This window comes from Muricoccus radiodurans (assembly GCF_050154705.1).
In the GTDB taxonomy this organism is placed as follows: Bacteria; Pseudomonadota; Alphaproteobacteria; order Acetobacterales; family Acetobacteraceae; genus Roseomonas; species Roseomonas radiodurans.
Window position 1 is genome coordinate 2501 of record NZ_CP189561.1, and the last position, 26773, is coordinate 29273.

Annotated in this window: 28 protein-coding genes, 1 tRNA gene and 2 rRNA genes; 23 read left to right on the top strand and 8 right to left on the bottom strand. The window is 71.0% G+C overall.

The features are described from left to right. The first annotated feature begins 77 nt into the window (after nt 1-77). From ACP6CK_RS00020 to ACP6CK_RS00030, 3 genes are all read left to right on the top strand, one after another. Nucleotides 78-2814, top strand: a 23S ribosomal RNA gene (locus ACP6CK_RS00020). A gap of 151 nt (nt 2815-2965) precedes the next feature. Next, nucleotides 2966-3080: ribosomal RNA gene (rrf, locus tag ACP6CK_RS00025) — 5S ribosomal RNA — on the top strand. A gap of 36 nt (nt 3081-3116) precedes the next feature. Beyond that, nucleotides 3117-3193 (top strand) — tRNA-Met (locus ACP6CK_RS00030). 222 nt (nt 3194-3415) lie between these two features. On the opposite strand, the gene ACP6CK_RS00035 is transcribed toward ACP6CK_RS00030, so the two are convergent. The 3 genes from ACP6CK_RS00035 to ACP6CK_RS00045 form a co-directional block, all read right to left on the bottom strand. Further along, complete coding sequence (locus ACP6CK_RS00035; protein ID WP_426956728.1) at nt 3416-3580, bottom strand: DUF1328 domain-containing protein; 165 nt, start codon at nt 3578-3580, stop codon at nt 3416-3418. A 114-nt stretch (nt 3581-3694) separates the two neighbouring features. Next, nucleotides 3695-3916 (bottom strand): CsbD family protein, encoded by a 222-nt coding sequence (locus tag ACP6CK_RS00040; RefSeq protein WP_426956729.1) that lies wholly within the window; start codon nt 3914-3916, stop codon nt 3695-3697. A gap of 83 nt (nt 3917-3999) precedes the next feature. Then, complete coding sequence (locus ACP6CK_RS00045; RefSeq protein WP_426956730.1) at nt 4000-4716, bottom strand: response regulator; 717 nt, start codon at nt 4714-4716, stop codon at nt 4000-4002. A 123-nt stretch (nt 4717-4839) separates the two neighbouring features. Here ACP6CK_RS00045 and ACP6CK_RS00050 point away from each other — a divergent pair, with 123 nt between their 5' ends. The 4 genes from ACP6CK_RS00050 to ACP6CK_RS00065 all read left to right on the top strand — a co-directional run bounded on the left by ACP6CK_RS00050 (nt 4840) and on the right by ACP6CK_RS00065 (nt 8102). Beyond that, the gene (locus ACP6CK_RS00050; protein ID WP_426956731.1) at nt 4840-5355 is read left to right on the top strand and encodes a sigma-70 family RNA polymerase sigma factor; all 516 of its coding nucleotides are present in this window, start codon (nt 4840-4842) and stop codon (nt 5353-5355) included. A gap of 89 nt (nt 5356-5444) precedes the next feature. Then, entirely contained in the window at nt 5445-6083 is a 639-nt protein-coding gene (locus ACP6CK_RS00055) for a sigma-70 family RNA polymerase sigma factor (protein WP_426956732.1), read from the top strand. Nucleotides 6084-6118: 35 nt separating this feature from the next. After that, on the top strand, nt 6119-6295 hold the full coding sequence (locus tag ACP6CK_RS00060; protein WP_426956733.1) for a NepR family anti-sigma factor: 177 nt from the start codon (nt 6119-6121) through the stop codon (nt 6293-6295). A gap of 22 nt (nt 6296-6317) precedes the next feature. Further along, nucleotides 6318-8102 carry a sensor histidine kinase gene (locus tag ACP6CK_RS00065; protein ID WP_426956734.1) on the top strand — a complete coding sequence of 595 codons (1785 nt, stop codon included), beginning with the start codon at nt 6318-6320 and terminating at the stop codon, nt 8100-8102. Between the two features lie 127 nt (nt 8103-8229). Here ACP6CK_RS00065 and ACP6CK_RS00070 read toward each other — a convergent pair whose 3' ends face one another. Beyond that, a complete protein-coding gene (locus ACP6CK_RS00070) occupies nt 8230-8382 on the bottom strand; it encodes a hypothetical protein (RefSeq protein WP_426956735.1) in 153 nt (50 codons plus the stop codon). A 150-nt stretch (nt 8383-8532) separates the two neighbouring features. Here ACP6CK_RS00070 and ACP6CK_RS00075 point away from each other — a divergent pair, with 150 nt between their 5' ends. The 8 genes from ACP6CK_RS00075 to phoB all read left to right on the top strand — a co-directional run bounded on the left by ACP6CK_RS00075 (nt 8533) and on the right by phoB (nt 14921). Beyond that, complete coding sequence (locus tag ACP6CK_RS00075) at nt 8533-8928, top strand: hypothetical protein (protein ID WP_426956736.1); 396 nt, start codon at nt 8533-8535, stop codon at nt 8926-8928. 13 nt (nt 8929-8941) lie between these two features. Then, a complete protein-coding gene (locus tag ACP6CK_RS00080; protein WP_426956737.1) occupies nt 8942-9370 on the top strand; it encodes a hypothetical protein in 429 nt (142 codons plus the stop codon). Nucleotides 9371-9527: 157 nt separating this feature from the next. Then, nucleotides 9528-10586, top strand: a complete 1059-nt coding sequence (pstS, locus tag ACP6CK_RS00085) for a phosphate ABC transporter substrate-binding protein PstS (RefSeq protein WP_426956738.1) — start codon at nt 9528-9530, stop codon at nt 10584-10586. A gap of 76 nt (nt 10587-10662) precedes the next feature. Then, the gene (pstC, locus tag ACP6CK_RS00090; RefSeq protein WP_426956739.1) at nt 10663-11643 is read left to right on the top strand and encodes a phosphate ABC transporter permease subunit PstC; all 981 of its coding nucleotides are present in this window, start codon (nt 10663-10665) and stop codon (nt 11641-11643) included. A 6-nt stretch (nt 11644-11649) separates the two neighbouring features. Then, on the top strand, nt 11650-12543 hold the full coding sequence (gene pstA, locus ACP6CK_RS00095; protein ID WP_426956740.1) for a phosphate ABC transporter permease PstA: 894 nt from the start codon (nt 11650-11652) through the stop codon (nt 12541-12543). Between the two features lie 149 nt (nt 12544-12692). Further along, nucleotides 12693-13475: a phosphate ABC transporter ATP-binding protein PstB gene (pstB, locus tag ACP6CK_RS00100; RefSeq protein ID WP_426959830.1), complete on the top strand. Its 783-nt coding sequence runs from the start codon at nt 12693-12695 to the stop codon at nt 13473-13475. A gap of 16 nt (nt 13476-13491) precedes the next feature. After that, nucleotides 13492-14226, top strand: coding sequence for a phosphate signaling complex protein PhoU (phoU, locus tag ACP6CK_RS00105; RefSeq protein ID WP_426956741.1), 735 nt, complete (start codon nt 13492-13494; stop codon nt 14224-14226). Then, entirely contained in the window at nt 14226-14921 is a 696-nt protein-coding gene (gene phoB / locus ACP6CK_RS00110) for a phosphate regulon transcriptional regulator PhoB (protein WP_426959831.1), read from the top strand. The genes phoU and phoB overlap by 1 nt, the downstream gene beginning before the upstream one ends. A 22-nt stretch (nt 14922-14943) precedes the next feature. On the opposite strand, the gene ACP6CK_RS00115 is transcribed toward phoB, so the two are convergent. Continuing rightward, nucleotides 14944-15117, bottom strand: coding sequence for a hypothetical protein (locus tag ACP6CK_RS00115; protein ID WP_426956742.1), 174 nt, complete (start codon nt 15115-15117; stop codon nt 14944-14946). 332 nt (nt 15118-15449) lie between these two features. Here ACP6CK_RS00115 and ACP6CK_RS00120 point away from each other — a divergent pair, with 332 nt between their 5' ends. From ACP6CK_RS00120 to ACP6CK_RS00150, 7 genes are all read left to right on the top strand, one after another. Beyond that, the gene (locus tag ACP6CK_RS00120) at nt 15450-15860 is read left to right on the top strand and encodes an ATP-binding protein (RefSeq protein WP_426956743.1); all 411 of its coding nucleotides are present in this window, start codon (nt 15450-15452) and stop codon (nt 15858-15860) included. 43 nt (nt 15861-15903) lie between these two features. Continuing rightward, nucleotides 15904-16227, top strand: a complete 324-nt coding sequence (locus tag ACP6CK_RS00125; protein WP_426956744.1) for an STAS domain-containing protein — start codon at nt 15904-15906, stop codon at nt 16225-16227. An 86-nt stretch (nt 16228-16313) separates the two neighbouring features. Continuing rightward, the gene (locus ACP6CK_RS00130; protein ID WP_426956745.1) at nt 16314-17078 is read left to right on the top strand and encodes a CheR family methyltransferase; all 765 of its coding nucleotides are present in this window, start codon (nt 16314-16316) and stop codon (nt 17076-17078) included. Continuing rightward, entirely contained in the window at nt 17075-18178 is a 1104-nt protein-coding gene (locus ACP6CK_RS00135) for a chemotaxis protein CheW (RefSeq protein WP_426956746.1), read from the top strand. The genes ACP6CK_RS00130 and ACP6CK_RS00135 overlap by 4 nt, the downstream gene beginning before the upstream one ends. Beyond that, nucleotides 18175-19239, top strand: coding sequence for a chemotaxis protein CheB (locus ACP6CK_RS00140; protein WP_426956747.1), 1065 nt, complete (start codon nt 18175-18177; stop codon nt 19237-19239). The genes ACP6CK_RS00135 and ACP6CK_RS00140 overlap by 4 nt, the downstream gene beginning before the upstream one ends. Then, complete coding sequence (locus tag ACP6CK_RS00145) at nt 19236-19961, top strand: response regulator (protein ID WP_426956748.1); 726 nt, start codon at nt 19236-19238, stop codon at nt 19959-19961. Before ACP6CK_RS00140 ends, ACP6CK_RS00145 begins: the two co-directional genes overlap by 4 nt. Continuing rightward, on the top strand, nt 19958-22492 hold the full coding sequence (locus ACP6CK_RS00150; protein ID WP_426956749.1) for an ATP-binding protein: 2535 nt from the start codon (nt 19958-19960) through the stop codon (nt 22490-22492). The genes ACP6CK_RS00145 and ACP6CK_RS00150 overlap by 4 nt, the downstream gene beginning before the upstream one ends. On the opposite strand, the gene ACP6CK_RS00155 is transcribed toward ACP6CK_RS00150, so the two are convergent. Continuing rightward, nucleotides 22489-23175: a helix-turn-helix transcriptional regulator gene (locus ACP6CK_RS00155; protein WP_426956750.1), complete on the bottom strand. Its 687-nt coding sequence runs from the start codon at nt 23173-23175 to the stop codon at nt 22489-22491. The genes ACP6CK_RS00150 and ACP6CK_RS00155 overlap by 4 nt on opposite strands. Nucleotides 23176-23300: 125 nt before the next feature. On the opposite strand from ACP6CK_RS00155, the gene ACP6CK_RS00160 reads away from it, so the two are divergent. After that, nucleotides 23301-23846, top strand: a complete 546-nt coding sequence (locus tag ACP6CK_RS00160; protein WP_426956751.1) for a hypothetical protein — start codon at nt 23301-23303, stop codon at nt 23844-23846. Nucleotides 23847-23876: 30 nt separating this feature from the next. Here ACP6CK_RS00160 and ACP6CK_RS00165 read toward each other — a convergent pair whose 3' ends face one another. Then, on the bottom strand, nt 23877-25079 hold the full coding sequence (locus ACP6CK_RS00165) for a PP2C family protein-serine/threonine phosphatase (RefSeq protein WP_426956752.1): 1203 nt from the start codon (nt 25077-25079) through the stop codon (nt 23877-23879). Continuing rightward, entirely contained in the window at nt 25076-26758 is a 1683-nt protein-coding gene (locus ACP6CK_RS00170; RefSeq protein ID WP_426956753.1) for a methyl-accepting chemotaxis protein, read from the bottom strand. Before ACP6CK_RS00170 ends, ACP6CK_RS00165 begins: the two co-directional genes overlap by 4 nt. Between the last annotated feature and the right edge of the window lie 15 nt (nt 26759-26773).

The window sequence follows — 26773 nt, forward strand, 5'->3', positions numbered from 1 at the left end:
GTCCGGTTGGACGCGCGGGAACGGGGCGCGGGGCCGAAGGGCTCTGCGTGTTGGTCCTGCGTGCGGGCGGTGGAAGAGTAGAGTGAATAAAGGGCGTTCGGTGGATGCCTTGGCGCCAAGAGGCGATGAAGGACGTGGCACGCTGCGAAAAGCCGCGGGGAGATGCGAGCGATCGTTGATCCGCGGATGTCCGAATGGGGAAACCCCTCCTTAGGGAGATCCTGGGCTGAATACATAGGTCTAGGAGGCGAACCCGGTGAACTGAAACATCTCAGTAACCGGAGGAAAAGACATCAACAGAGATTCCCCGAGTAGTGGCGAGCGAAAGGGGAGCAGGCCAGTGGTTTTTGGTTGTTAAGCCGAACGGCCTGGAAAGGCCGGCCAGAGCGGGTGATAGCCCCGTAGGCGTATGGCGACCGGAGATCCTTGAGTAAGGCGGGGCACGTGAAACCCTGTCTGAACGTGGGGGGACCACCCTCCAAGCCTAAATACTCCTTGGCGACCGATAGTGCACAAGTACCGTGAGGGAAAGGTGAAAAGCACCCCGACGAGGGGAGTGAAAGAGACCTGAAACCGAGCGCTTACAAGCAGTCGGAGCCCGCAAGGGTGACGGCGTACCTTTTGTATAATGGGTCCGCGAGTTCGTGTTGGCAGCAAGCTTAAGCCGTGAGGCGGAGGCGCAGCGAAAGCGAGTCTGACAAGGGCGCTTGAGTTGCCGGCATGAGACCCGAAACCGAGTGATCTAGCCATGGCCAGGCTGAAGGTGGGGTAACACCCACTGGAGGGCCGAACCCACGCCTGTTGAAAAAGTCGGGGATGAGCTGTGGCTAGGGGTGAAAGGCCAATCAAACTCGGAAATAGCTGGTTCTCCGCGAAATCTATTGAGGTAGATCGTCAGGTGTTTACCGCCGGAGGTAGAGCACCGGAAGGGCTAGGGGGGCCCAAAGCCCTACCAAACCCTACCGAACTCCGAATGCCGGTGAGTATAGCCTGGCAGACAGACAGTGGGTGCTAAGGTCCATTGTCGAGAGGGAAACAGCCCAGACCACCAGCTAAGGCCCCTAATTCGTGGCTAAGTGGGAAAGCATGTGGGACGGCCAAAACAACCAGGAGGTTGGCTTAGAAGCAGCCATCCTTTAAAGAAAGCGTAATAGCTCACTGGTCTAATAGCTGTTCTGCGGCGAAAATGTAACGGGGCTCAAGCCACGAGCCGAAGCTGTGGGTGTGCAGCGATGCACGCGGTAGCGGAGCGTTCCCTAGGCCGTTGAAGGGAGACCCGTGAGGGCTCCTGGAGGTATGGGAAGTGCGAATGCGGACATGAGTAGCGACAAAGAGGGTGAGAACCCCTCTCGCCGAAAGTCCAAGGGTTCCTGCGCAAGGCCAATCCGCGCAGGGTGAGCCGGCCCCTAAGGCGAGGGCGAAAGCCGTAGCCGATGGAAACAGGGTGAATATTCCCTGGCCCCCCAGACGTGACGACCATGAAGCGCGGTCATCCCTTATCGGATTGGGATGGCAGGTGGAGTGGTCCGGGAAATAGCGCTGGGATTATGGACCGTACCCGAAACCGACACAGGTGGACTGGTTGAGTATACCGAGGCGCTTGAGAGAACCATGCTGAAGGAACTAGGCAAATTGCCCGCGTAACTTCGGGATAAGCGGGACCCCATGGCACGCAAGTGTTGTGGGGTGGCACAGACCAGGGGGTGGCGACTGTTTAGTAAAAACACAGGGCTCTGCGAAGTCGAGAGACGACGTATAGGGTCTGACGCCTGCCCGGTGCCGGAAGGTTAAAGGGAGAGGTGCAAGCCTTGAACTGAAGCCCCGGTAAACGGCGGCCGTAACTATAACGGTCCTAAGGTAGCGAAATTCCTTGTCGGGTAAGTTCCGACCTGCACGAATGGCGTAACGACCTCCCCACTGTCTCCAGCATGGGCTCAGCGAAATTGAATTCCCCGTGAAGATGCGGGGTACCCGTGGTCAGACGGAAAGACCCTATGAACCTTTACTGCAGCTTGGCAGTGGCGCCAGGAAGGGGCTGTGTAGGATAGGTGGGAGCCGATGAAGCCGGGGCGCTAGCCTTGGTGGAGGCAACCTTGAAATACCACCCTGCGCCTTTCTGGCGTCTAACCGCATCCCGTTAGCCGGGATCGGGACCCTGCCTGGTGGGCAGTTTGACTGGGGCGGTCGCCTCCCAAAGTGTAACGGAGGCGCGCGATGGTGGGCTCAGGCCGGTCGGACATCGGCTGTTGAGTGCAAAGGCACAAGCCCGCCTGACTGCGAGCGCGACAGCGCGAGCAGAGACGAAAGTCGGCCTTAGTGATCCGGTGGTCCCGCGTGGAAGGGCCATCGCTCAACGGATAAAAGGTACTCTAGGGATAACAGGCTGATCTCCCCCAAGAGTCCACATCGACGGGGAGGTTTGGCACCTCGATGTCGGCTCATCGCATCCCGGGGCTGGAGCAGGTCCCAAGGGTTCGGCTGTTCGCCGATTAAAGCGGTACGTGAGCTGGGTTTAGAACGTCGTGAGACAGTTCGGTCCCTATCTGCCATGGGTGTTGGAGACTTGAGAGGATCTTTCCCTAGTACGAGAGGACCGGGAAGGACGCACCTCTGGTGCACCGGTTGTGGCGCCAGCCGCATCGCCGGGTAGCCAAGTGCGGAACGGATAACCGCTGAAGGCATCTAAGCGGGAAACCAGCCTCAAGACGAGGTCTCCCCAAGGGCCGTGCAAGACCAGCACGTCGATAGGCCGCAGGTGGAAGTGTCGTAAGACATGCAGCCGAGCGGTCCTAATCGCCCGATCGAACTCCACTCTCTGCACCGCGCGATCTCGCAAGAGATCACCGCACGCAGCACCAACACGCACCTCTCACAGGACCGACGCCAAGGCCCGGTCCGCACACCAGATCATCCCTCTCCCCGCCCCCAGGGCAGAGAGAGACCATCAGATGTTCCGGACCGGTGGCCTGGTGCCTACAGCGAGGTTGCCACACCCGATCCCATCCCGAACTCGGCCGTGAAACCCCTCAGCGCCTATGGTACTGCGTCTCAAGACGCGGGAGAGTCGGTCGGCGCCAGGCCGCCCGTCCGGAACATCTGACCCCCCCACCACCTCACGCGGGGTGGAGCAGCCCGGTAGCTCGTCAGGCTCATAACCTGAAGGTCACAGGTTCAAATCCTGTCCCCGCATCCAGAGATCACAAAGCGCGCCGGACGAGTAACCGGCGCGCTTTGTCGTTTCTTGGTCTCGAAGACTTTAACACCGCTCTTGTAACAGGTCGCCAGCTAGACCGCGTCGCAGCGAAGACGGGCTGCTCGCGTGGTTTGGCCCGCCCGCAACTCTAGCTTTCGCTCGGGCGAGCGGGCCTCGCCATCATCCGTGCGAAGCCCGCCCTGAACGTCGTGTCGCCTCGTCTCAGATGAAGCCGAGACGCGGAGCGACGAGCGACAGAATGAACAGAATAATAAAGATCACGAAGAGAATCTTCGCGATCCCGCTCGCGGCAGAGGCGACGCCGCCGAAACCCAGCACGCCCGCGACGAGGGCGACGATCAGGAAAATAACGGTCCAGTAGAGCATGGCGCGGTTTCCTTAAGGCCGTTGCGAGGCGTGAACGCCGCGTTCCCGCCCCGGTTGCCCGCTCGCCACGGCCTGTGCCCTGTGGGAAACACCGTGTGGCGGAACGCCCTGAGATCAAGGAGTTCCGCCACCCCCCCCAGCGTTGCGCGTCGCCCATTCGGTGAGCTGCCGGTTCGCTTCGTCTGGTCCGAGGCCGTAGCGCTCCCGGATCCTTTCCAGCAGCAGGTCGCGCTGACCACCCGCCTGGGTGACGTCCTCATCGGTCAGCTTGCCCCATTGCTCGCGAACCTTGCCGCCCATCTGCGACCAGTTGCCTGCAATACGATCCCAGTCCATGCGCCTCTCCCAACCGCCCCGATCGGGGCGAACCTCCGGCGCAACGGGGCCCCACCGCGGTGGGTTGCCGCCGAGGCGCCGGCTCAGGGCACCGGCGCGGCGCCCCAAACCGCCTGATAGGTCGCGATCTGCAGCGCGATCGGCTCGAAAGGCTTGCTGATCACGAAGGCCGGCTCCAACCGTTCGGCCGTGAGCAGCCGCTCGGGATAAGCAGTCACGAAGATCACCGGCGTCGTCTGCTCCCGGAGGATCCGCTCGACCGCAGAGATGCCGTCACCCCCGGGACCAAGGTTCACGTCCGCCAGGATGAGACCCGGCTTCAGCCTGCGCGCCATCTCGACCGCCTCGGCCTCGTCGCTGGCGATCCCCACCACGTTGTGGCCGCAGCTCTCCACGAGCTGTCGGATGTCCATCGCGATGATCGGCTCGTCCTCGATCACCATGATGTCGGTCGCGGCGATGGAGCGCAGCGCCTCTCGGGCGGCCTCGGCCTCGGCCCGCGTGTCCTCTGCCGAGAGGTCCAGCACCTGCGCCGTGTCGTCCATCGATAGATCCTCCAGCCCGGTCAGCAGCAGGATCTGCCGCTGGCGGGTCGGGATCCTCTGGCCCGGCTGCTCCGCCACGCGGCGGCTCACCCCTGCATAGAGCGCCAGGCGTCCCGGCACGTCAGCTGGGAGCCCGGCGCGCAGCGCCTGCGCCACCAGCTCATCCCCCCGCGCCTGGCTGCCGGTCAACGCGCGCGCATAGCGCCGTGCATAGGGCAGGGCGCGGAGCAACTCCCCCTGCGTGACCGCATTCATCCGTGCTAACCCCTCCAGAACAGGCTGCGATCCGGTCCCATGGGCACCGGATGGTGGCAGAATGATGTGGTTCGGCATCGCGCCGCGTCCATATCGCGCGATGGTTATTCCTTGGCCGGACGTATGACAGCAGAGATTCCTGACTTCCGGCCCGCCCTGACGCGCCTGCTTCCCGACCTTCGCGCCTTCGCCCGCTTCCTGACCCGCGACCTGACCGCCGCCGACGACCTCGTCCAGGACACGCTCCTGCGCGCGCTTCGGGCCGAGTCGCAGTGGCAGCCCGGCACCAGCCTGAAGGCCTGGGCCTTCTCGATCCTCCGCAACGCCCACTACGAGAACCGCCGCCGCGCCGGCGCCGAGCGCCGCGCCCTCGACAAGGTCCATGTGACGGAGGAGGTCGAAGCGGGGCAGGAACACCGGATGGAAGTGGCCGGTCTCGCCCGCGCCCTCTCCACCCTTCCTCGGGAACAGCAGGAAGCGATCGTCCTCGTCGGAGCCCTCGGATTTTCCTCCGAGGATGCGGCGCGCGTGGCCGGCGTCGCCGTCGGCACACTGAAAGCCCGCGTCTCCCGCGGCCGCCGTGCCCTCGCGACGCGCTTCGGGGAGAGGCCGGCCGAGGACCCGCCGGACGAAGGCTAGCCGTTGTCGTTTTCGTGAACGGTTGAGCGGCAGCCGGAATCGGAGGTCGTGCATTGGTCGGGTGAAGTCAGATGAGGGGATCCCCGACCATGAGCCAGACCACCGAGACCCGCCCCGCCACGGATGTCGCCGAGTTCCAGAAGCTTCTCATCGCGACGCTGCCGCGGCTCCGGGTCCAGGCGCTGGCGCTGACCCGGAACCGGGCCGACGCGGACGACCTGGTCCAGGCTGCGGTGACCTCTGCGCTCGCCGCCAAGGACAGCTTCACCCCCGGCACCAACTTCGGCGCCTGGATGTTCCGCATCCTCCGCAACCGCTTCATCTCGGACGTCCGCCGCAAGCGCGAGACGACCGAGCTGGACGACGTGCCGAGCAGCGCCTTCGCCCGCCCGGGCGCGCAGGAGGACAGCCTGGTCATGCGCGAGCTGCGCGGCCACCTGACGAAGCTTCCGGCCGAGCAGCGCACCGCGCTGATCATGGTGACCGTCCAGGGCATGTCCTATGAAGAGGTGGCGGCCGCGATGGAGTGCGCGGTGGGCACCGCCAAGTGCCGCGTGTTCCGCGCCCGCCAGACCCTGCAGCGCTGGCTGACCGGCGAGGAGCGCGGCGTGGCCGCCCCGAAGCCGCAGAAGAGCACGGGGCGCAACACTTCCTCTTCCCCTCGGGCGGCGCGCCGTCATACTGCCACCCGTGACGATGAGACGGGGCTCCGTGCGACCCTTGCTTGAGAATGGCCGAGAGTAAGAACAGGAAACCACCCCCTGTGGCCAGGGCTGGGCAGAACGGACAGGGCAGCGGGCGCGGGTCATCCGCGCCCGATGCCGCTTTCGACCTCTGGCTCCAGCGCGGCCTGCACGAGATGTTCGACGACGTCATGCGCGAGCCGATTCCCGACGAGCTTCTCCGCCTGATCAAACAGGAACCCGGGACGGGGGGATGACAGGGACCCGGGACGGACTGGAATGAGCGACCCGCGCCTCGCGCGCGGCAAGACTCGTCTCTTCAAGGCGCTCAGCGGCATCCGCGGACGGATGATCGTGCTGCTCCTTGCAGCAGGCATCCCGGTCACGGCGATCGCGACCACCAACGCCTTGAAAGACTACCGCGCCGCGCTCGACGAGATCCGCCGCGGTGCGATCTCCCTTCGCGCGGTCATGGCCGAAAGATATGGCGGCGTGGTGGGAGGTTCAGAGAGCCTCCTCGTCTCCCTTGCCCGTCTCGACCCGGGTCGGGAGGACGCGCCTGAGTCCTGCGCGACGCTCCTTCGCCGGACCTTAGAACTTCATCCCACCGATCTTGCCGATCTCTGGATCGCTGAGCCGGACGGGCGGGTCGCCTGCCGCGCACAGCCTGGCCGGCCCGAGGGGGCCGGCACGCCCCTTCCGCTCGCCGCACTCCAGGGCGAGGACCCGGTCGTCGCCGCGTTCGCGACCGACTCGGCGATCGGCCGCATGGTCCTGCCGGTCATCGTGCCCATCCGGCGGAACGGCGTCACCATCCGCGCGATCGCCGCGACCATCGTTCTGAACGAGGCCAGCCGCCGCCGCGAGCGGACCGAGGGCGGCCCGGTCTGGCTGGTGGATCCGGGCGGCAGCCCGTTGCTCATCTCCGGCGGCGAGGCCGGACGCCGCCCGGCCGAGGGCATCATCCAGCGAATCGCCGCGACCGCCGATGTTCTGCGTCCGGAAGGCCGTGGCGACGGGTTCGCCTATGCCGGCGCGACGCTGCGGCCCGGCCTGCTCCTCCTCGTCGGACAGCCCGTGGCTGCCGGCGAGGCCGCCGCCCGGGCACTTCTCATCCAGCGCTTCACCGAGCTCGCGACGTTTCTTCTCGTCTGCCTCGCCGTGATCCTTGTGGGCGCCGATCTCGGCATGGTGCGACCGCTCCGCCTGCTCGCCGCCCGGGTCCGGGGATGGCGTCCCGGGCATCCCTTCCGTGTCAGCGCGCGCAGCACCGAGCCCCGGGAGGTCCGGGAGGTCGAGCTCGCCTTCGGAGAGGCGGCCACGGCGCTTGCCCGGCGGGAAGCGGACCTTCGTGCCGCGCTCGGCCAGCGGGACGCGCTAATGGCCGAGATCCACCACCGGGTGAAGAATAATCTCCAGATCGTCTCCTCGTTGCTGAACCTGCAGGCCGGGCGGATCGGCCACCCGGCGGCGGTCGCGGAGTTCCTGGCCGCGCGAAACCGGGTTCGGGCCCTCGCCACGCTGCACCGCCACCTCTACATGCAGCAATCCTTCGAATCGCTCTCCCTGGCGCCCTTCCTGTCGGAACTGGCCAACCAGGCCTTTACCGCCCATGAGGAGGTGCCGGGAGACCGGATCGTCCTCACCCTCGATCTCGCCGATATCCAGCTCTCGGCAGATCAGGCGGTGCCCCTCTCGCTCCTGGTCACCGAGGCCGTCGGCAACGCCGTCGCGCATGCCTATCCAGGGGAAGCACGCGGCACCGTCCGCCTTGCCGTCACGATGGAGGGGGAGATGGCCACCTTTGTCATCGAGGATGACGGCATCGGCCTGCCCGACCGCAAGTCCCGCCCGCGCGGCCTCGGCCTCCAACTGATGGAGGGCTTCGCGAAGCAACTCGGCGGCGAACTCCAGGGCGGGCGGATCGGGGATGGCCTATCGGCAGATGGCCAGGGGACCCGCTGGACCGTGCGCTTCCCGATCCGCGAGAACAGCGCTCCGCGGCGCATGGGCAGTTCCGGCGACAGCGCGGCGACGGCTTCGAAAACACCGCCGAACCCCTGATCAGTCGGCCCCCGCCTTCGCGAAACGGAGGCCCTTCAGAATGAGGCGGTGCTTCGGCACGCTCAGACCTATGGACGCCAAAGCGTCCTGAGCGTGCGGCCGCGTGTTGGCGCGCCGCCTGCCCGGATCAGTGGTCCAGTGCCGCGACCTGCGTTTCGCCGCCCAGCCCGGGGAAGCCGAAATCCGGTCCCACCACGGCAGAGGACAACTGGGCGAAGGCGACCGGCACCACGATCCCGGCCGCCAGCAGAACCATCAGCGCGATCCGCTTGATCTCCATGGAATCCCGCGCCTCCGCGCGCCCTCCGTCAGCTCCGCCCGGTGAACGTCCGCCCGCGTGCCACGGTTGCCCGCGAAGCGTCGCCGCACCGCCGCAACCGCCCTACCCAAGCCGCGTTGCGCTGGGGACCGACCCGACAAGGAGGGAAAGATGTCAGGCAATACCCAGGCTGGGCGTCCGGAGGGCATGGCGGCCGTGGGCCAGGCCGCGAGCGACCTGAAGACCAGCGCCACCCAGGCCGCCAGCGACCTGAAAAAGAGCGCGACCCAGGCTGCGAGCGACGTCGCCGACGCCGCGACCGATGCCGCCAGCACCGTGGGCGACCAGATCGCCGCCCTGCGCAAGCAGGTCGAGGAACTCTACGCCGACCGGCAGAAGTACATCGCCCAGGCGATGGACACGGCCGAAGGCTACGCCAGCCGCGTCGCCGACACCGCGCAGGTGCAGTACGAGGCGGTGTCCGAGCGCGTGCGGGAGCGCCCGGCGCAGTCGATCCTGATCGCGGCCGCGGTGGGCTACATCCTCGCCCGCATCCTCGGCCGGTAAGGGGAGCACGCGGATGCTGCGGACCTTCAGCCTGGTCGGGATGGCGGCGCAGGCCGAAGGCCGCCGCCTCAAGGCGCAGGCGAGCGCCACCGCCACGAAGGTGGGCATGTATGCGGGCGCGGGGGTCATGGGCCTCGCCGCCTTCGTCATGCTCCACTTCCTGCTCTATTTCATCGCGCGTAACTCCTTCGGCCCGATCCTCTCGGCGGCCCTCGTCCTCGCCTTCGATCTGATCGTCGCTGGCGTGCTGGTCATGCTCGCCGGGAAGAACAAGGCGTCCGACGAAGAGATCGAGGCGCGTGCGGTCCGCAACGTGGCGCTGACCGGGGCCGCCCAGTCCGCCGTCAGCGGCTTCACCACCCAGGCGGCGCCGCTGATGGCCCTGGGCGGCATCGCCATCGCCGCCCTCTGGCCGAAGCTGCGCGGCGGCCGGCGCATGTGACAAAGACCCGCCTTTAAGGTCTTGGGAAGGCGCCGGTCCGGAAGGGCCGGCGCCTTTTGCATGGCTGGCCCGTGTCATCGAACCGTCATTGAAATGCAACAGGGATTACCCGTCCCAGGCCTAGAAGCCGCCGCGCCCGCGGCACGCCCGCGGCCAAATGTTCGGAGAATCGCCGGTGCTCTCTCGCCGCCTCGCCCTGACCCTTCCTGTCGCGGCTCTCGCCGCCCCCCGGCTTGCCATGGCCCAGGCCGTCCAGATCACCGGGGCCGGCGCCTCCTTCCCGAATCCGGTTTACCAGCGCTGGGGCGAGGGCGCCCGCGCCGCGAACATCCAGCTCAACTACCAGTCTGTCGGCTCGGGCGCCGGCGTGAACCAGATCCGCAACCGCACCGTCGATTTCGGCGCGACCGACGCGCCGCTCTCTGCCCAGCAGCTGCAGGAGGGCAACCTCCTCCAGTTCCCGACCGTGATGGGCGCGGTGGTGCCGATCGTGAACATCCCCGGCGTCGCCGACAACGCGCTGCGCCTGACCGGGGAGATCCTGGCCGAGATCTACCTCGGCAAGATCACCCGCTGGAACGACGCGAAGATCGTCGAGTTGAACCGCGGCGTGACGCTGCCGAACCTCGTCATCGCCCCGGTCTACCGGGCCGACGCCTCGGGCACGAGCTTCGTCTTCACCTCCTACCTCGCCGCCGTCTCCAACGACTGGAAGAACGGCCCGGGCGCGAGCACCTCGGTCCGCTGGCCGGCAGGGACCGGCGCCCGCGGGAACGAGGGCGTGGCCGGCACCGTCCGCAACACGCGTGGCGCCATCGGCTACGTCGAGAACGCCTACGCGACGCAGAACCGCCTCGCGACCGTGCAGCTCCGCAACAAGTCCGGCCAGTTCGTCCAGCCGACGATGGAATCCTTCACCGCCGCCGCCGCCAGCGCCGACTGGAGCGCGCCGGGCTTTGCCGCCAGCCTCATCGACCAGCAGGGCGCGACGTCCTGGCCGATCGTCTCCCCGACCTTCATCCTGCTGCCGACCAACCCGACGGACGCGGCCAAGGCGGCGAACGTCATGCGCTTCTTCGACTGGGCCTTTACCAATGGCGGCGATGCCGCCCGCCAGCTCGAATACATCCCGCTGCCCGAGGCCGTGCAGACCGCCGTTCGCGCCGCCTGGGGTCAGATCCGGGTGAACGGCCAGGCCGTGTGGCCGGCGCGCTGAACCCCGCGGCCTGATGGCCGCGCTGGCCGGGCGGTTCCCCGCCCGGCCATCCCTCCGCTAGCTCCAGGAGCCCCTCTTGGCCCAGGTCGTCGTCGCCGAAGCGATCCCCGCCGCCCCACCCCGGCCCGCCACGCGCCGGGGAAGCGGCGCCGGCGACGCCGTCTTCGCGCTCGCGTGCAAGCTCGCCGGCATCTTCGTGCTCCTCCTCCTCGGCGCCATCATCGTCGAGCTGTTCCTCGGCGGCCTGCCTGCCTTCCGGGCCTTCGGCGCCGGCTTCCTCACCTCCACGGAGTGGGACCCGGTGGCCGAGGTCTTCGGTGCCGGCGTGTCGGTCTTCGGCACCATCTCCACCGCGATCCTCGCGATGATCCTCGCCGTCCCGCTCGCCTTCGGCGTCGCCTTCTTCCTCACGGAGCTCGCGCCCGATTGGATGCGCGGCCCGGTCGGAACGGCGATCGAGCTGCTCGCGGCCGTCCCCTCCATCATCTTCGGCATGTGGGGCTTCTTCGTTATCGTGCCTCTGATGGCTCAGTACGTGCAGCCCGCAGTCATCGACACGATCGGGGAGCTGCCGGTCATCGGCGATCTCTTCCAGGGTCCCCCCTTCGGCACCGGCCTGTTCACCGCGGGGCTGATCCTCGCGATCATGGTCCTCCCGTTCATCGCCGCCACCATGCGGGACGTGTTCCTGCAGGTCCCGAGCGTCTACAAGGAGAGCGCCTACGGCCTCGGCGCCACGCGGTGGGAGGTGATGCGCGGCGTCGTCCTGCCCTACACCCGCATCTCCGTCGTCGGCGGCATCATGCTCGGCCTCGGCCGCGCCCTCGGCGAGACGATGGCCGTCACCTTCGTCATCGGCAACGCGAACCGCATCGCCACCACGGTCTTCGGCCCCGGCAACACCATCGCCTCCCTCGTGGCGCTGGAGTTCGGGGAAAGCGCGGCGGGCAGCCTGAAGCTCTCGGCGCTGCTCGCCCTCGGCTTCATCCTCTTCGTCATCTCCTTCATCGTGCTGGCGCTCTCCCGCTGGCTGCTCCGCTCCCGGCTGAGGGCCTAAGGCGCCATGTCCGCGACCACCATTCCCGCCGCCACGCTCCGCACCCCGAAGAACGCGCAGGTCGCGGCCGCCCTCGGGCGGCGCCGCAAGCGGGTGGACAACATCATCCGCGTCCTCTGCATCGCTGCGACGCTGCTCGGCCTGCTGCTGCTGGCCTCGATCCTCATCACGCTGATCGTCCAGGGCTTCGCCGGCCTCTCGCCGCGCGTCTTCACGGAAGTGACCAAGCCGCCGGGCTCCGGGGGCGGGCTGCTGAACCCGATCATCGGCAGCCTCATCCAGGTGGGGCTCGCCACCCTCGTCGGCACGCCGATCGGCCTCCTGGTCGGCACCTACCTAGCGGAGTATGCCGGCACCTCGCGCCTCGGCAACGTGGTGCGCTTCGTGTCGGACATCCTGCTCTCGGCGCCCTCCATCCTCATCGGCCTCTTCGTCTACCAGCTGCTCGTCCTTCCCTTCGGCGGCTTCTCGGGCTGGGCAGGCGTCGCGGCCCTCGCGATCATCGTCATCCCCGTCGTTGTCCGGACGACCGAGGACATGCTCCGCCTGATCCCGAACACGCTGCGGGAGGCGGTGATCGGCCTCGGTGCCCCGAAGTGGAAGATGATCGTGCTCGTCTGCTGGCGCGCCGCCACCTCGGGCATCGTCACCGGCGTGCTGCTGGCCATCGCCCGCGTCGCGGGAGAGACGGCGCCGCTGCTCTTCACCTCGCTCGGCAACCTCAACTGGTCGCTCTCTCTCTCGGCGCCCATGTCGAGCCTGCCGATCACCATCTACTCCTACGCCGGATCGCCCTACGAGGACTGGATCGCCCTCGCCTGGACCGGCGCCCTGATCACCACCCTCGGCGTCCTGGGACTGAATGTCCTGGCCCGCGCCGTGCTGCGCGCGAAGAAGTAGAGGACGTCATGAACGACCACTCCCCGCAGGCGCCGGCCCAGACGGCAGTGCCCCTGCCGCCCGCCACGGGCCTGGAGGCCGCGGCCCAATCCCAGGCCGCCTCCGGCCCCGCCCGCGCCGCCCAGGCCTCCTCCGGCTCCTTCGGCGGGATGACCGCCCGGTCAGAGGCGGTGATGAACCCCGCCCGGCTGGCCATCAGGAACCTCGAGTTCTTCTACGGCTCCAACAAGGCGCTGAAGGGCATCACGCTGGACATCCCGGACCGCCAGGTCACCGGCATGATCGGCCCCTCCGGCTGCGGCAAGTCCACCCTCCTGCGCGTGCTGAACCGCATGTACTCCCTCTATCCCGGCCAGCGCGCCCAGGGTGAGGTGATGCTCGACGGCGAGAACATCATCGCCGACGACATGGACCTGAACGCCCTGCGCTCGAAGATCGGGATGGTTTTCCAGAAGCCCACGCCCTTCCCGATGACGATCTATGACAACATCGCCTTCGGCATCCGCCTGCACGAGAAGCTGCCCAAGGCGCAGATGGACGAGCGGATCGAGTGGGCGCTCTCCCGCGCCGCCATCTGGAACGAGGTGAAGGACCGCCTCAACGCCTCCGCTATGGGCCTCTCCGGCGGCCAGCAGCAGCGCCTCTGCATCGCCCGCACCATCGCCGTTCGGCCGGAGGTGATCCTGTTCGACGAGCCGACCTCCGCCCTCGACCCCATCAGCACCCTGAAGATCGAGGAGCTGATCGACGAGCTGAAGCGCGACTTCACCATTGCGATCGTCACGCACAACATGCAGCAGGCCGCCCGCTGCGCCGACCAGGTCGCTTTCTTCTACCTCGGCGAGCTGATCGAGGTGGCGCCGGCCGCGCAGCTCTTCACCGCCCCGCGCCACCAGCGCACCCAGGAATACATCACCGGCCGCTTCGGCTGACCCGCGAGGATCGACCATGCCACAGGACCAGGCGGAGCGCATCGTGAAGTCGTACGAGACCGAACTGCGCCAGCTGCGCGACCTCATCGCCCGCATGGGCGGCCTCGCGGAGCGGCAGGTGGCCGACGCCGCCTACGCCCTGTCCCGCCGAGATTCCGAGCTGGCGGGCGAGGTGGTCGGGCGCGACGGCCCGATCGACGCACTGGAGCGGGAGGTGGACGGCTTCTGCGTCCGCCTCCTCGCGCTTCGGCAGCCCATGGCGTCGGACCTGCGCTTCATCATCGCCGCCCTGAAGATCTCCCAGGACATCGAGCGGATCGGCGACTACGCCCGCAACGTCGCCAAGCGCTCGATCCTCGTCGCCGATGGCCACTTCGGTGGCGGCATGAACGGCTTTCAGTGGATGGCGGAGCTGGTGCAGCGCAACCTGAAGGACAGCATCGACGCCTTCGTCCGCGACGACGCCGAACTCGCCGAGCGCGTCTGGGCCGCCGACGCCCGCGTGGACGACATCTACACCGGCATCTTCCGCGAACTCCTCACCCACATGATGGAGGACCCGCGCAACATCACCGCCGCCACCCACATGCTCTTCATCGCGAAGAACTTCGAACGGATCGGCGACCACGCGACCAACATCGCGGAGACGGTGCATTACGCGGTCCGCGGCGACATCCTGCCGGAGGACCGCCCGAAGGCTGACGTCTCCGCCGACCGTCCCATCCCGGCCAGGACCCAGAACACGCCATGATGGCCGACAACCAGACCATCCTCGTCGTGGAGGACGAGGCCGCTCTCCTCACCCTTCTCCGCTACAACCTGGAGAAGGCCGGCTTCCGGGTCGAGGAGGCGGCGGACGGGCCCGAGGCCCTCATGCGCGTCGCGGAGACGAAGCCCGACCTCGTCCTGCTGGACTGGATGCTCCCGGCCCTCTCCGGCCTCGAGGTCTGCAGGCAGCTCCGCCGCCGTCCCGAGACGCGGGACCTGCCCATCATCATGGTCACCGCCCGCGCGGAGGACGCGGATTCCGTCCGCGCCCTCGACACCGGGGCGGACGACCACATCGCCAAGCCCTTCGCGGTGGAAGCGCTGCTCGCGCGCATCCGCGCCCTGCTCCGCCGCACGGGCGCCCCGGCCGCCAAGGGTGCGCTCACCTGGCGCGACATCGCCATGGACCGGGAGGCGCACCGCGTCACCCGCGCCGGCCGCACCCTCCAGCTCGGCCCGACCGAGTACCGGCTGCTGGAGTTCTTCCTCACCCATCCCGGCCGGGTCTTCTCGCGGGAGCAGCTCCTCGACGCCGTCTGGGGCCGCGACATCCATGTGGAGCTGCGCACGGTGGACGTGCACATCCGCCGCCTGCGCAAGGCGGTGAACGCGGACGGCGAGGCCGACGTGATCCGCACCGTCCGCAGCGCGGGCTATGCGCTCGACGTGGAGACCTGAGGCGAGCCTGCGCCGGCCCGCCCTAACCCCCCGGCGCCAGCAGCAGCGCCTTCCGCCCGATCAGCCACACCGCCCGCTCGAACAGCGCGGTCGCCCGGAATAGCCGGCCGTGATCCTCGGGCCAGAGGTGCGGAGCCTCCCGCGCCACGCGCCGGCGCAGCGCGTCCGTCACCGCCGACCGATCCGCCGCCAGCATGGCGAGCGTCCCGGCATCCTCCGCCGCCTTCCGAAGCCGGCGCGTTCTGGGTGTCCCCGAGTCGGGCGGGGTGCGCCGTGGATCGCAGCGATCTCACCGGCCCAGCACGGGACGAGCAAGGGGAGGGTCTGGCATCGCGCCTCCTCGTCTTTACCGTGGCGCGGGGAGGGAAGGGGAGGGCGCCCCGGGCCGCGTGACTCTTGGATGACAGGTGGCGCAGCAATGCTCCCCGAGGCCGCTCCGCGTGCCGCCTGGCGCGGCGATTCACCCGTCCGGACGTTTCCGGCCGTCCATGTTCAGGGCTAGCCTCCGGCGAAACGGGAGGTCCCGGCTTGGCCACGTCGTCGCTCGCCTACGAGATGCCGCCGGACGTGGACGCCGTGCCCGCCCTGCTGGACCGGCTGGAGGCCTTCGCCGACGAGGCCGGGCTCTCCCCGCGCGCCGCACAGCATCTCGCGCTGGTGGCGGAGGAGCTGGCGGCGAACGTCGCGATGCACGGGAAGGGTGCCACCTTCATCCGCCTCGCCGCCGTCCGGGACGGCACCGACCTTCACCTGACGCTCGAGGATGACGGCCCGCCCTTCGACCCTCTGTCCGCCAAGGCGCCGGACCTGGAGGCGGATGTGGAGACGCGGGACATCGGCGGCCTCGGCGTGCATTTCATCCGCGTCCTCACGCGCGGGGCAACCTATGAACGGCGCGGCGCGCTGAACCGCCTGACCGCCGTGCTGGACGCCGGCTGATCCCGGCGGCAAGTTCGCGCCCGAGAGAGGGGAACATCCCATCATGCAGATCACCGAGCACCGTGCGGGGAACGCCACCGTCGCGGCCCTGGAGGGCCGCCTCGACACCGCCACCGCACCCGCGACCGAGGAGAAGCTTCTCGCCCTGCTCGATTCCGGTCCCGTCATCGCGGACATGGAGGGCGTGCGCTACGTCTCCTCCGCCGGGCTGCGCGTGCTGCTGAAGACCGCGAAGCAGGCGAAGAACAAGGGCACGACCTTCTCGGTCTGCGCCCTGCAGCCGGCGGTGCGGGAGGTGTTCGAGATCTCCGGCTTCGACAAGATCATCCCCAACCACGCCACCCGCGCCGAGGCGACGAACGCCTGAGCCCCCGGACGGCGCCAGCATGACGGGGGCACCGCCCCCTGCCGGGCCGGGCCGCCCCGGCCCGGCCCGCGGCTGAACGCGTCGCCATGGAAATCGTGCAGCCGATGATCCGGCCCGCGTCGGAGACGACGGCCGAGGCCGGCCTCGCGCGGCTCGCCGGCCTGGCCCCTTCGGAGGTGCTGCGCCGTCGGCTGCTCCGCGCCGCGCCGTCCGAGCCGCTTCCCTGGCCGCCCGATCTCGATCACCCCGCCTGGGCCGCGCTGCTGGACGCCGTGACCGTCGGGGAGACCCGACTGTTCCGTTCCGCGCCGCAGCTTCTTGCCCTCGGCGCGCTGCTGCCGGAGGCGATGGCTCGCCCGCTCCGCCTCCTCTCCGCCGGCTGCGCCACGGGGGAGGAGGCCTGGAGCCTCGCCGCCCTCGCCGCCGCGTCCTCCCGCCCTGCGGAAATCCTCGGCCTCGATCTCTGCCGCCCCGCCCTTCGCCGGGCCGAGGCCGCCCGCTATCCCGCGGGCCCGCCGGACGCGCTGCGCGAGGTTCCCGAGCCCTTCCACCGATTCTTCCCGCGCGAGGGCACCGAAATCCTCCCGCGACCGGGGGGGAGCACCCAGGTGTCCTTCCGCCGCGCGAACCTGCTGGAGCCACCCCCGGACCTGCCCCGCTTCGACGCCATCCTCTGCCGCAACGTCCTCATCTACCTCCTGCCGGAGGCGCGGGCGGCAGTGCTGCGCGGCCTGGCCGACCGTCTCCTGCCCGGGGGCACGCTCCTACTCGGCCCGACGGACACGGTTCCGCCGGGCCTGGGACTTCGCGCCGTGGACGGCGTCCACGCGATCTGGCAGCGCGCGCCATGACCGCCGGAATCGTGGCCGGGGGTCGCGCCTACCGCCTTCCCCCTGGCTCCGGGCCCGTTGCGGCGCCGGTGGTCCGGCCGCTTCCCCGGGCTCCGGGCCTGCAGGTCGCGCTCCTCGGCGGCTCGGCGGTGCCGGCCCATGTGCTGCCCGGGACCGCCCGCCCGCCGGCTGCCTGGGTCCGCCTGCCCGGCCCGGAGGGAACGTTTCTCCTCGGCGCCGACGCCCTGCTCGACGCGGTTGCGCCCGACGCTCCCGCGCCGCCCTGGCCCGATCCTCCGACTCCCCGGCTCCGGCTCGGTTTGGGGGAGGGCGCGCTGGCCGACCCCGCGACCGTGCCGCCGGCGCCGCCCGCCGCCCTCCGGCTGGAGGCGGAGGCCGGCCCGGTCACGCTTCCCCTGTCGGCCGTGGATCGTCTCCTCCCGATGCCGGTGCTGCACCCGGCGCCGGGCGCGCCGACGGGTACCGCAGGCCTGGCCTGGACGGAGTCCGGTCCCGTCCTCGTCCTCGCGCCGGCCTCCCTCCCGCTGCTCGCCGTGCTGACGATCGGGGGACGCCATCTCGGCCTGCCCTGCCGCGCCGCGGTCCCGGCCCCGCCCGGCACCGGAACGATCCCGGACCGCCTCCTCGCCCCGGTCCTCCTGACCGCGGCGCCCGCGGCCTCGCGGCCATCTCCGTCGGCCGACATCCCGACGCACCCGATCCTCGTGGCCCGCGCGGGCGAGACCCGCTTCGCCCTGGCCGTGGAGGAGGTGGTCGCCGTCCTGCCGCCCCAGGACCCGCGCAACCGCGGCCGCGGCGCCCTGGCCGGCATCGCGGCCCATCGCGGCGATGTCCTGCCCGTGCTGGACGCCGGCGAGCGCCTGGGCACCACCCCCGTCCTGCGCGACCTGACCGCGCCGCCGATGCTGCGCCTGGGCGGCGCGCACCCGCTGGCCCTCGCCGTCTCCGCCGTGCCGGGGCTGCGGCATGTTCCGGAACCCGATCTCGTGCCCGTGCCGGGGGACGGCCCGGTCGCGGCGGTGGCGAGGCTGGAGGGCGATCCCCTTCCGGTCTTCCGGGCCCGCGCCTTCGCCGCCGCGCTCGCGGGGCACGCCCCATGATCCGGGTCCTCGTGGTGGACGATTCCGGCTTCATGCGCCTCGCGCTCCGCCGGATCATCGAGGCCGAAGGTGACCTCCGCGTGGTCGGGGAGGCCGCCGACGGAACCAGTGCCCTCGAATGCGCTGCGCGGCTGCGCCCGGACATCGTCTCCCTCGACCTGGAGATGCCGCCGCCGGACGGCCTGGCCACCGCGCGCCGCCTGATGGACCTGCCCGATCCCCCGGCCGTGGTGATGGTCAGCCACCATACCCGCGACGGCTCCGACGCGGCGCTCGCGGCGCTGGCGGCGGGCGCCGCGGACGTGCTCTGGAAGGGCTCCGCCCGCGGCGGCCTCGACCTCGGCCACATCGACCGAGAGTTGCGGAGCCGGCTTCGTCACTGGGCCGCGCAGCGTGGCGCCCGGCCCATCGCGTCGCCCGCACGCCCCGGCCCGCTTGCGCCGGCCACGGTCCCGCCGCCGCCCGAAGCCCCGCCGGAAGACGGCGCCTGCGACATCGTCGTGATCGGCGCGTCCACCGGCGGGCCCGACGCGCTGGCCGCACTTCTCACGTCCGCCGGCCCGCTCTCCGTGCCCTGCGCGATCGCCCAGCACATGCCGGCCGATCTCGGCCCCGACTTCGCGCGCCATCTCGGCCGCCGCACCGGCCTGCCGGTCGTGCTGGGGGAGCGCGGCCTGCACCTCCGCACCGGGGAGGTCGTACTGCTGCCCGGCGCCACCGACGGCCACCTCGCCCGCAGCCCGGAGGGCGGCTTCACCTTGCGGCTCGCGAAGGGGGAGGGGCCCGTGCACCCCTCGGTCGACCTGCTGCTGCGCTCCGCCGCCCTCGTCGCGCACCGGGCCCTCGGCGTCGTGCTGACGGGCATGGGCCGGGACGGGTCCGCCGGAGCCGCCGCGATGCGTGCGCGCGGCATGCCCGTCCTCGTCCAATCGCCGGAGAGCTGCGTCGTCGGCGGCATGCCGGGCGCCGTTCTCTCGGCTGGCCACGCCACGGAGGTCGCCGATCCGGCCGCGCTCGGCCTCCGCCTCCGCGCCCTCACGCGCCGGCTGGCGCCCGCATGAGCGAGGCCCTCGATCCCGAGCTGCTCGCCGCCCTGCTGCCGGAGTGGCAGGACGCCACCGACCGACTGGCAGCCGCCGCGACCCCGTCCGCGATCGCCCGCGCGCTGGACACGCTGCGTGGCCTTGCCGGCAGCGCCGACATCGCCGTGCTGCGGGACGCGATGCGGGCGTTCAACCCGCTGCCCGACCCCTTCGATCCGGCCGCCGCCGCGGCCACGCTGAGGGCCGCGGGCCGGCGCCTCGGTGGGGAGAGCCCGGAAGAGGAGCCCGAAACCACCGCGGCGGCCCCCGGCCCGTCCCCCGTCCGCACACTCATCGTGGATGACAGCGCGATGATGCGCCGCCTCGTGCGCGGCAGTCTCGACGTCGATCCCGCCTTCGTCGTGATCGGGGAAGCGGCGGACGGGCGCGAGGCCCTCGCCCGCATCGCCGTCGACCGCCCCGACCTCATTCTGCTGGACATCGAGATGCCCGTGCTCGACGGCCTTGGCGTGCTGCGGGAATGGGCGCTGTCGGGCCATCCCGGCGGCACGGGGGCGGTGGTCGTCATCTCCTCGGCCGCCACCCCGGGCGGGGAGGTCTCGATCGAGGCGCGCCGCCTCGGCGCCGCGGCCGTCGTCGGCAAGCCCTCCGGCGCCTTCAGCCCCGACCTCGCGGACCGCCAGGGCGAGGCCCTCCGCCGCGCCGCCCGCCGCGCTGCTGGCCTGCCCGCCGCGCCATGAACGCTGACGACGCCCTCTGGGACGAGTTCGCCGCCGAGAGTGAGGAACACCTCGACACGGCCGAGCGCATCCTCTCCGCCGGTGCGCCGGACCGGGAAGCCGTGAACACGCTGTTCCGCGCGCTCCACAGCCTCAAGGGCATGTCGGACGCGCTCGGGGCCGGCGGGATGCGCGCCATCGCGCATCGCTGCGAGGACCTGCTCGGCCATGCCCGCGCCGGCCGCCTGGCCGTGGAGGGACCCGTGGCGGACGGCCTGATCTCGGCCATCGACGCGCTACGACAGATCCGTGCCGCGGTGCTGGAAGCCCGACAGGACCGTCCGGCCGATCCCGCCCTCCTGGACCGCCTCGCTCGGCTGGATGCGGCACCGCCCCCGCAGGCCGTGCCCGCCGCCGCGCCGACCGCGGACCCGCTCCTCGGAGCCTTCGCCTCGCGATGCGCTGCGGCCGCGCCGGCCCTCGCCGGCCTCTCGTCGGCCGCCGATCCCGCTGCCCTGGCGGAACTCACGGACCTCGCCTCCGCCGCCCGGCTCAGCGGCCTGCACGGGCTCGCCGCCGCCTTCGTCACGCTGGCCGAGGCCGCCGGCACCGGGGCCGCGCTGCCTGCCCTCGGTCATCTGCGCCGTCGCCTCGCGCTCCTCGCGGACCGGGCCGGGGAGCCCGCAGGTGCCGAGCTGATCCCCCAGAACGCCCGCGGCGCGCTGAATCCCGCCCCCTTCGCAGCGATCGCGGATTCCCTCGCCCGCGGCGAGGGGGACGCCCCCGTCGCTGCCATCCGCGCCGCGGCGGCGGCGGCCCACGCACTCGGACAGGATTCTCTCGAACGCCTCCTCCTCACTCTCGAGGACCTGGCGGACCGCGCTGGCGATCCGGATGCTGCTGCCCTTCTCCCGACCCGCGCGCCCGCGCTCGCCGAGGCGTTGCGCGTCGGAGCGAGCGGCTCCGCCACCCCGATCGGGGAGGGCGCGGCGGCGGATGTCCGGATTCCCGCGGCCTTCGCCACCCTGCTGAGCCCGACGGCGCGCCAGCGCGCCCTGGACGCCCTGGATGCCGGCGGCCGGCTCTACATCGCCCGGCTCGCGCTCTCTCGCGGCGATGGGCAGGAGGAGGCGATCGCCGCGGCCCTGCGGCCGGAGGCCGACATCCTCGGCAGCCGCGCCCTGCCGAAGGCGAGCCCGCCGCTCGTGGAGCTTCTCCTGGCCAGCAGCGCCGACCTCGACACCCTGTCCCGCGCCGCCACCGCCGCGGACCCGGCCCGCCGCGTCCTCCTCTCGCTCTCCCCGGTGGAGGAGGAATCCGCCGCCGGCCCCGCGACCTCGGGCCCCACCATGCGCGTGCGGCAGGATCGCATCGACCGCATCATCGCGCTGGAGGCGGAAGTCCGCGCCGCCTCCCTGACCCTGGCGGAATCCCTGCGGGAGGCGGCGCCACGGGCCGCCATCGCCCGCCTGTCCGTCCTCGCGAACAGCGTGCCCGGCAGCGCTGGGCGGGAATTGGTGACCCTTGCCGACCGCCTCCGCCGCTTCGAGGACGCGCTGGAGGATTCGGAGAACCGCCTCGCCCTCTCGCTGCGCCGCTTGGACGAGGCGGTGATGGAGCTGCGCGTCGTCCCCGTCGGCACGCTCTTCGCGCGCCTGCCCCGGGTGGCCCGGGCGGTCGCCGCCGCCAGCGGCAAGCAGGTGGAGGTGGTGCTGGAGGGCGAGGACGTCGCCATCGACCGCTCCCTCGTCGAGCTCCTGGCCGACCCGTTGCTGCACCTCACGCGCAATGCCGTGGATCACGGCATCGAATCCCCCGCCGCCCGCCACGCCGCCGGGAAGCCGGAGCGGGCGACGCTCCGCATCTCCGCCGCCCGCCGCACCGGGGGCATCCGCGTCCGCGTCTCCGACGATGGCGGCGGCATCCTGCGCGAGCGGGTCCTCGCCCGCGCCATCGAGCGCGGCTTCGTCACGCCCGCCGAGGCGGACGGCCTGACGGACGCCGCCGTCCATGCGCTCCTCTTTCGCCCCGGCTTCTCCACCGCCTCCATGGTGACGGAGACCTCCGGCCGCGGCGTCGGTCTCGACGTGGTGCAGGATGCCGCCCGCCGCGCCGGGGGCACGCTGGAGATCGCCACCACCCCGGGCCAGGGCACGAGCTTCACCCTTCGCCTGCCGCTGACGGCCGCCACCCAGCCCGTCCTGCTGATCGAGGTGTCCGGCCACCCCTACGCCCTGCCGGTGACACGCGTGGAGGAGGTGCTGGACGGCGCCGATGACCGCCCCTCCACGCCGCTCGCCCTCCTGCTGGGCCTGCCGGCCGCGGCGCCCGGCGCCGTGGTGGTGGCCCGCACCGGCTCGGGCCCGCTCGCGCTGGGTGTGGATCGCGTGCTCCGGCGCGCGGAGCTTCTTCTGCGCCCCCTTCACCCCGCCATCGCGCGCCTGCCCGGCGTCGGTGGGGTCGGCGTGCTCGGCGGCGGCGAACCGGTCTTGCTGCTTGAGCCCGACGGCCTTGCCGAGGAATCGGCGGCCCAACCCCTGGCGGTCCGCTAACCCTCCGCCGGCGCGGGCAGGCTGCCCAGGAGCCGCTCGAAGGCCCGCAGGCTCGAGACGTTCATCTTCCCCATGATGACGCGAATCTGCCCGCGCACGGTGACGGCGCGGACCCCGCGCTGCAGCGCCACCTGCTCGGCCGTCGCGCCGCCGGCGAGGAGCGCGGCCACCTGCGCCTCCGACGCCGTCAGGCCGAACATCTCGGCCAGCAAGGTCTCCGGAGGCGGGGCCGAGGTGATGTCGCGCAGCAGGAGCAGCGCGTGGCCCGGCGTCTCGCGCGGCCCGTCCGAAAGGTGGCGCGGCAGCGGGATCACCAGCACGGCCAGACGCCGTGCCGGCCGATCCGCCGTGTCCTGACCGGAGAAGCACAGTCCGCCACCGCTCCCGTGCAGGGCCGCCAGACGCACGCGGTTCGTCAGCCGCACCATCTCCGCCTCGCTGGTGGCAATGAGGTTGACCTCCGCGCCCGCCATCGAACCGCGGCGATGGAGCCGCAGGCCGGCGCCGGCGCCGAGGATCCGCGCCGCGGCGGGATTCGCGTGCACCGCCGCCAGTCGCTCGTCGACGATGAGGATGCCGAAGGGGAGTGCTTCGAGCGCGGCCCGCAGCAGGGTGGAATCCCAGGCCGCCGCATCCGTCCCTGTGTCCTGCGACCCGGAACTGACGTCAGGATACCGGTCCATGCTTGCTCCGGATCGATCCGCCCCGGGCCGGCGATTCTCAGCCTCCCCCAAGAATTGAGGATGCATCGCCCGGTGCGATTAATTATTCTCTCAGGATCGTGATCCCACCGTGAGGCCGCCGCTTCATGCTTGATGGAACCGACGCATTGTTTCTGATCGGCACCGTGGAGGATGCGGTGCTCCGCGCGCCCGTGGAGGTGCCTCTCCTGACCGAGGCGGGTTGGCCGCGGGCCTGCCGCGTGGCGGTGCCCCGCCTCCAGCCGGCCCTGAACGACAACGCCGCGCCGGACACGCCGACCTGCCCCGTCGCGGTCGAGGAGATCGTCGCGATCCGCTGCCTCGGCGGACGTCACCACCTCGGTTCGGTGCTCGCGCTCGGACGTATTCCCGCCGGAGGCGAGGCTATCCCCCAGGCCCGGGCGATGGAGACGCTGTTGCAGCTGCTCGCCTATTACGGCCAGTGGATGGGCTTCGAGGGCCGCTGCCGGAGCGCCTCGATCGGCCGTTCCCTGCTGACCGAGGTCCATTCGGCCGCCGGGCGCATCGAGTACGCGGTGGACATCCGGAAGGTGCACCGGAAGGAGCAGCGCCTGGTCGCCGATGGCTCCGCCCTTTTCGAAGGGCGCACCATCGCCAGGTTGGAGCGGATGGAGGTCGAGTTCGGGGCCTGACCGGGCCCTGCCGGCTCCCGAAGCGCGCTCTCAGCCGCGCCGTACTACGAGGGCGGTGATGTCGTCGGCCTGCGGCACCCCTGCGGCGAAGCTCGCCACGGCCTCCAGCACTGTCCGCACGATCCCGGCCGCCGGCGCCTGATTTGCCCGTTCCAGCGCCGCCGTCAGCCGGTCCCGCCCGAAGAAGCCGTCCGCCCCGTCCTCGGCCTCGGTCACGCCGTCGGAGAAGAGGAAGAGCGCCTCCCCCTGCTCCAGGGACAGTGGGTCGGAGCGGTAGGGATACTCCTCCATCGCGCCGAGCGGCGGCTGTCGCGTCAGCCCGGTCATCACCCGCGGCCCGCCGGGGCCGAGGACGAAGGGCGCCTCGTGCCCCGCCACCGCGATGCGGCCGGTCCCGCTGCGCGCATCGAGGATCGCCAGCACGACGGTGACGAAGGTCTGGCTCTCGTTCTCCCGCGCCAGGTCGTCATTTGCCTGAGCGAGGATCTCCGCCGGATCCGGGGGCGTGCCCGACCGCGCGAAGAGCAGCGCGGCGGTGGAGCGGATCAGCGCGAGCGTCCGCGCCATCGTCAGCCCGGCCGGCGCCCCCTTGCCCGCGACGTCCGCCACGCAGGCGAGCAGCAGGCCCGGGGCCAGCCGCACCGCGTCGTAGAGGTCGCCGCCCACCTGCCGCGCCGGGATCATCGCCGCGTGCAGCGAAAGGCCCTCCGGCGCGATCTTCTCGAAATCGTGCGGGACGAGGGAGAGCTGCGCGGCCCGCGCGCTCTCCAGCTCCGCCTCCAGCAGGGCGAGCCGCTGGTCGGCGAGGTCGCGCAGGCGCTTCTTCTCCAGCAGGGCGCCGAGCCGGGCCCGCAGCAGCGGCGGGTCGAAGGATTTCGGCAGGTAGTCCTCGGCGCCCAGCTCGATGCAGCGGACGATCCCCTCCATCTCCGTGAGGGCGGAGATGACGATGACCGGCGGCGCGGCGCCGCGGGCCGCGTGCAGCTGCTCCAGCACGCCGATCCCGTCCAGCCGGGGCATCTCCAGGTCCAGCAGCACGACGTCGAAGCGCCCGCGCTCGATCGCGGCCAGCCCCTCCACCCCGTCCACGGCCTCGGTGATGTTCGTGTAGCCCAGCTCCCCCAGCCGACGGCGGAGCACCAGCCGGTTGAAGGAGGAGTCCTCGACCACAAGGATCGACACGCCGGCCCCCGCCGCTGCCGGCTCCGCCACGCCCGCCACCGCCGCGCTCATGCCGCCGGCGTCGCCAGGCCGCCGGAGAAGGTCCGGTCGCTGCTTCCGAGCGCGAGCCCCTCGACGAGGCTCCGGGTCTCCGTCGCCAGCCGGGCGAGGTCGATCATCGTCACCGTGATCTCCTCCGCCGCCGTGGCGTTGGACTGGCCGATGCGGGTCAGGGTGGACATGCGCTCGTTCACCTCGCCCACCGTGGCCTGCTGCTCCTCCATGGCGACGGCGATGGCGCCGGCCAGACGCGCGCTTTCCGTCACCAACTGCTCCAGCCCATCCATCGCCTCGCCCACGGCGGCGGCTGTGCCGCTGCCCTCCCGCGCGCGCCGCCCGGCCACCACCACCACGTCCGCGATCTCCTGCGCGAGGTTCTCCGAGGAGGCGGCGAGGGCCCGCACCTCCTCTGCCACCACGGACAGGCCGCGCCCGTGCTCCCCGGCGCGGGCCGCCTCGATCGCGGCGTTGATGGCCAGGATGTTCGTCTGGGTCGCGATCTTCGCGATGGTCCCGGCGATCCGCGTCACGCGCTCCGTGTCCTCGCCCACCGCGTCCACGAGGCCGATCAGGGAGCCGACCTTCGCGAGGTTCTCGGTGAGCACCGCCTTCGCGCGCTCGGCCCGGTCATGCGCCTCGGCGGTGGAGCGGGAGACGTCGGCGATGGCCTCCGTCGTCTGCGCCAGCGCTTCCCCGGTCTGGCGCAGTTCGGAGAGCTGGGTCAGCGCCCCGTCGCTCACCTGCCCGATCGCCTCCGAGGCCTGGGTGGTCGCGACCGCCGTGCGCCGGGCGTTTTCCAGCGCCTGGTCGGTCAGCCGCCGCGCCGCCAGGAGTCCGTCTCGGAAGACGACGAGGGCGCGCGCCATCTGCCCCACCTGATCCGACCGCGCCGTCTCCGGCACCGCGCTCTCCAGGTGTCCGCCGGAAATCAGCGCCATGGAGCGCGCGACGCGCCCCACCGGCCGGGCAATCTTCATCACCAGCACGTACCAGATGAGCGCGCAGCCCAGCAGCCCGACCAGCCCCGCGCCGAGCACCACCTGGCGCACCCGCTCCGTCAGGTCGCGCGCCTCCTCCAACGAGTGGGCGGCGCGCTGCTGCACCACCGTGCGGGCGGCGTTCACCAGGGAGTTGAAGGCCGTCAGCACGTCCAGCCACTCCTCCTGAAGCGCCGGGAACTCGGCCCGCCGCCGCGCGGCGAAGGAGTCGCGGATGCGGACGGTCAGGTCGTCCAGGCGGACCGCCATGTCACGGGCGCCGCCCATCACGATGGGGTCGATCTCCGGCCCCAGCCGCCGGGCGACATCGTCATAAGCCTCGCGGATCAGGGCCCCGTTCCGGCCCATCCGGCCGGAGGCGGGACCGGGCTGGAGCACGCCGGAGATCACGCTCGCCATGGCGGAGGAGAAGTCGGCGACATGCATGCCGAGCCGGTCCACGGCGTCGTCCGCGGATTTCTCGGGTCCGGCCATGCGCTCGATCAGGGCCTTCTCCCGCTCGCTGACGAGCAGGGCCGTGCCGGTCAGCAGCCCGACCACCGCCAGCATCAGCAGGGCGATCAGCACGGCCCGCGTGTCGATCCGCCCGAACCAGGTCCGGAAGCGGCCCTTCGGGGCCCGGGGCCGGAGCGAGCTCCGCGCCTCCGCCGCGCGGGCGGCCGGCGCCGCGGGGCCGGGCGGGGAGGTGTCCATGGCGGCGCAGGCTAC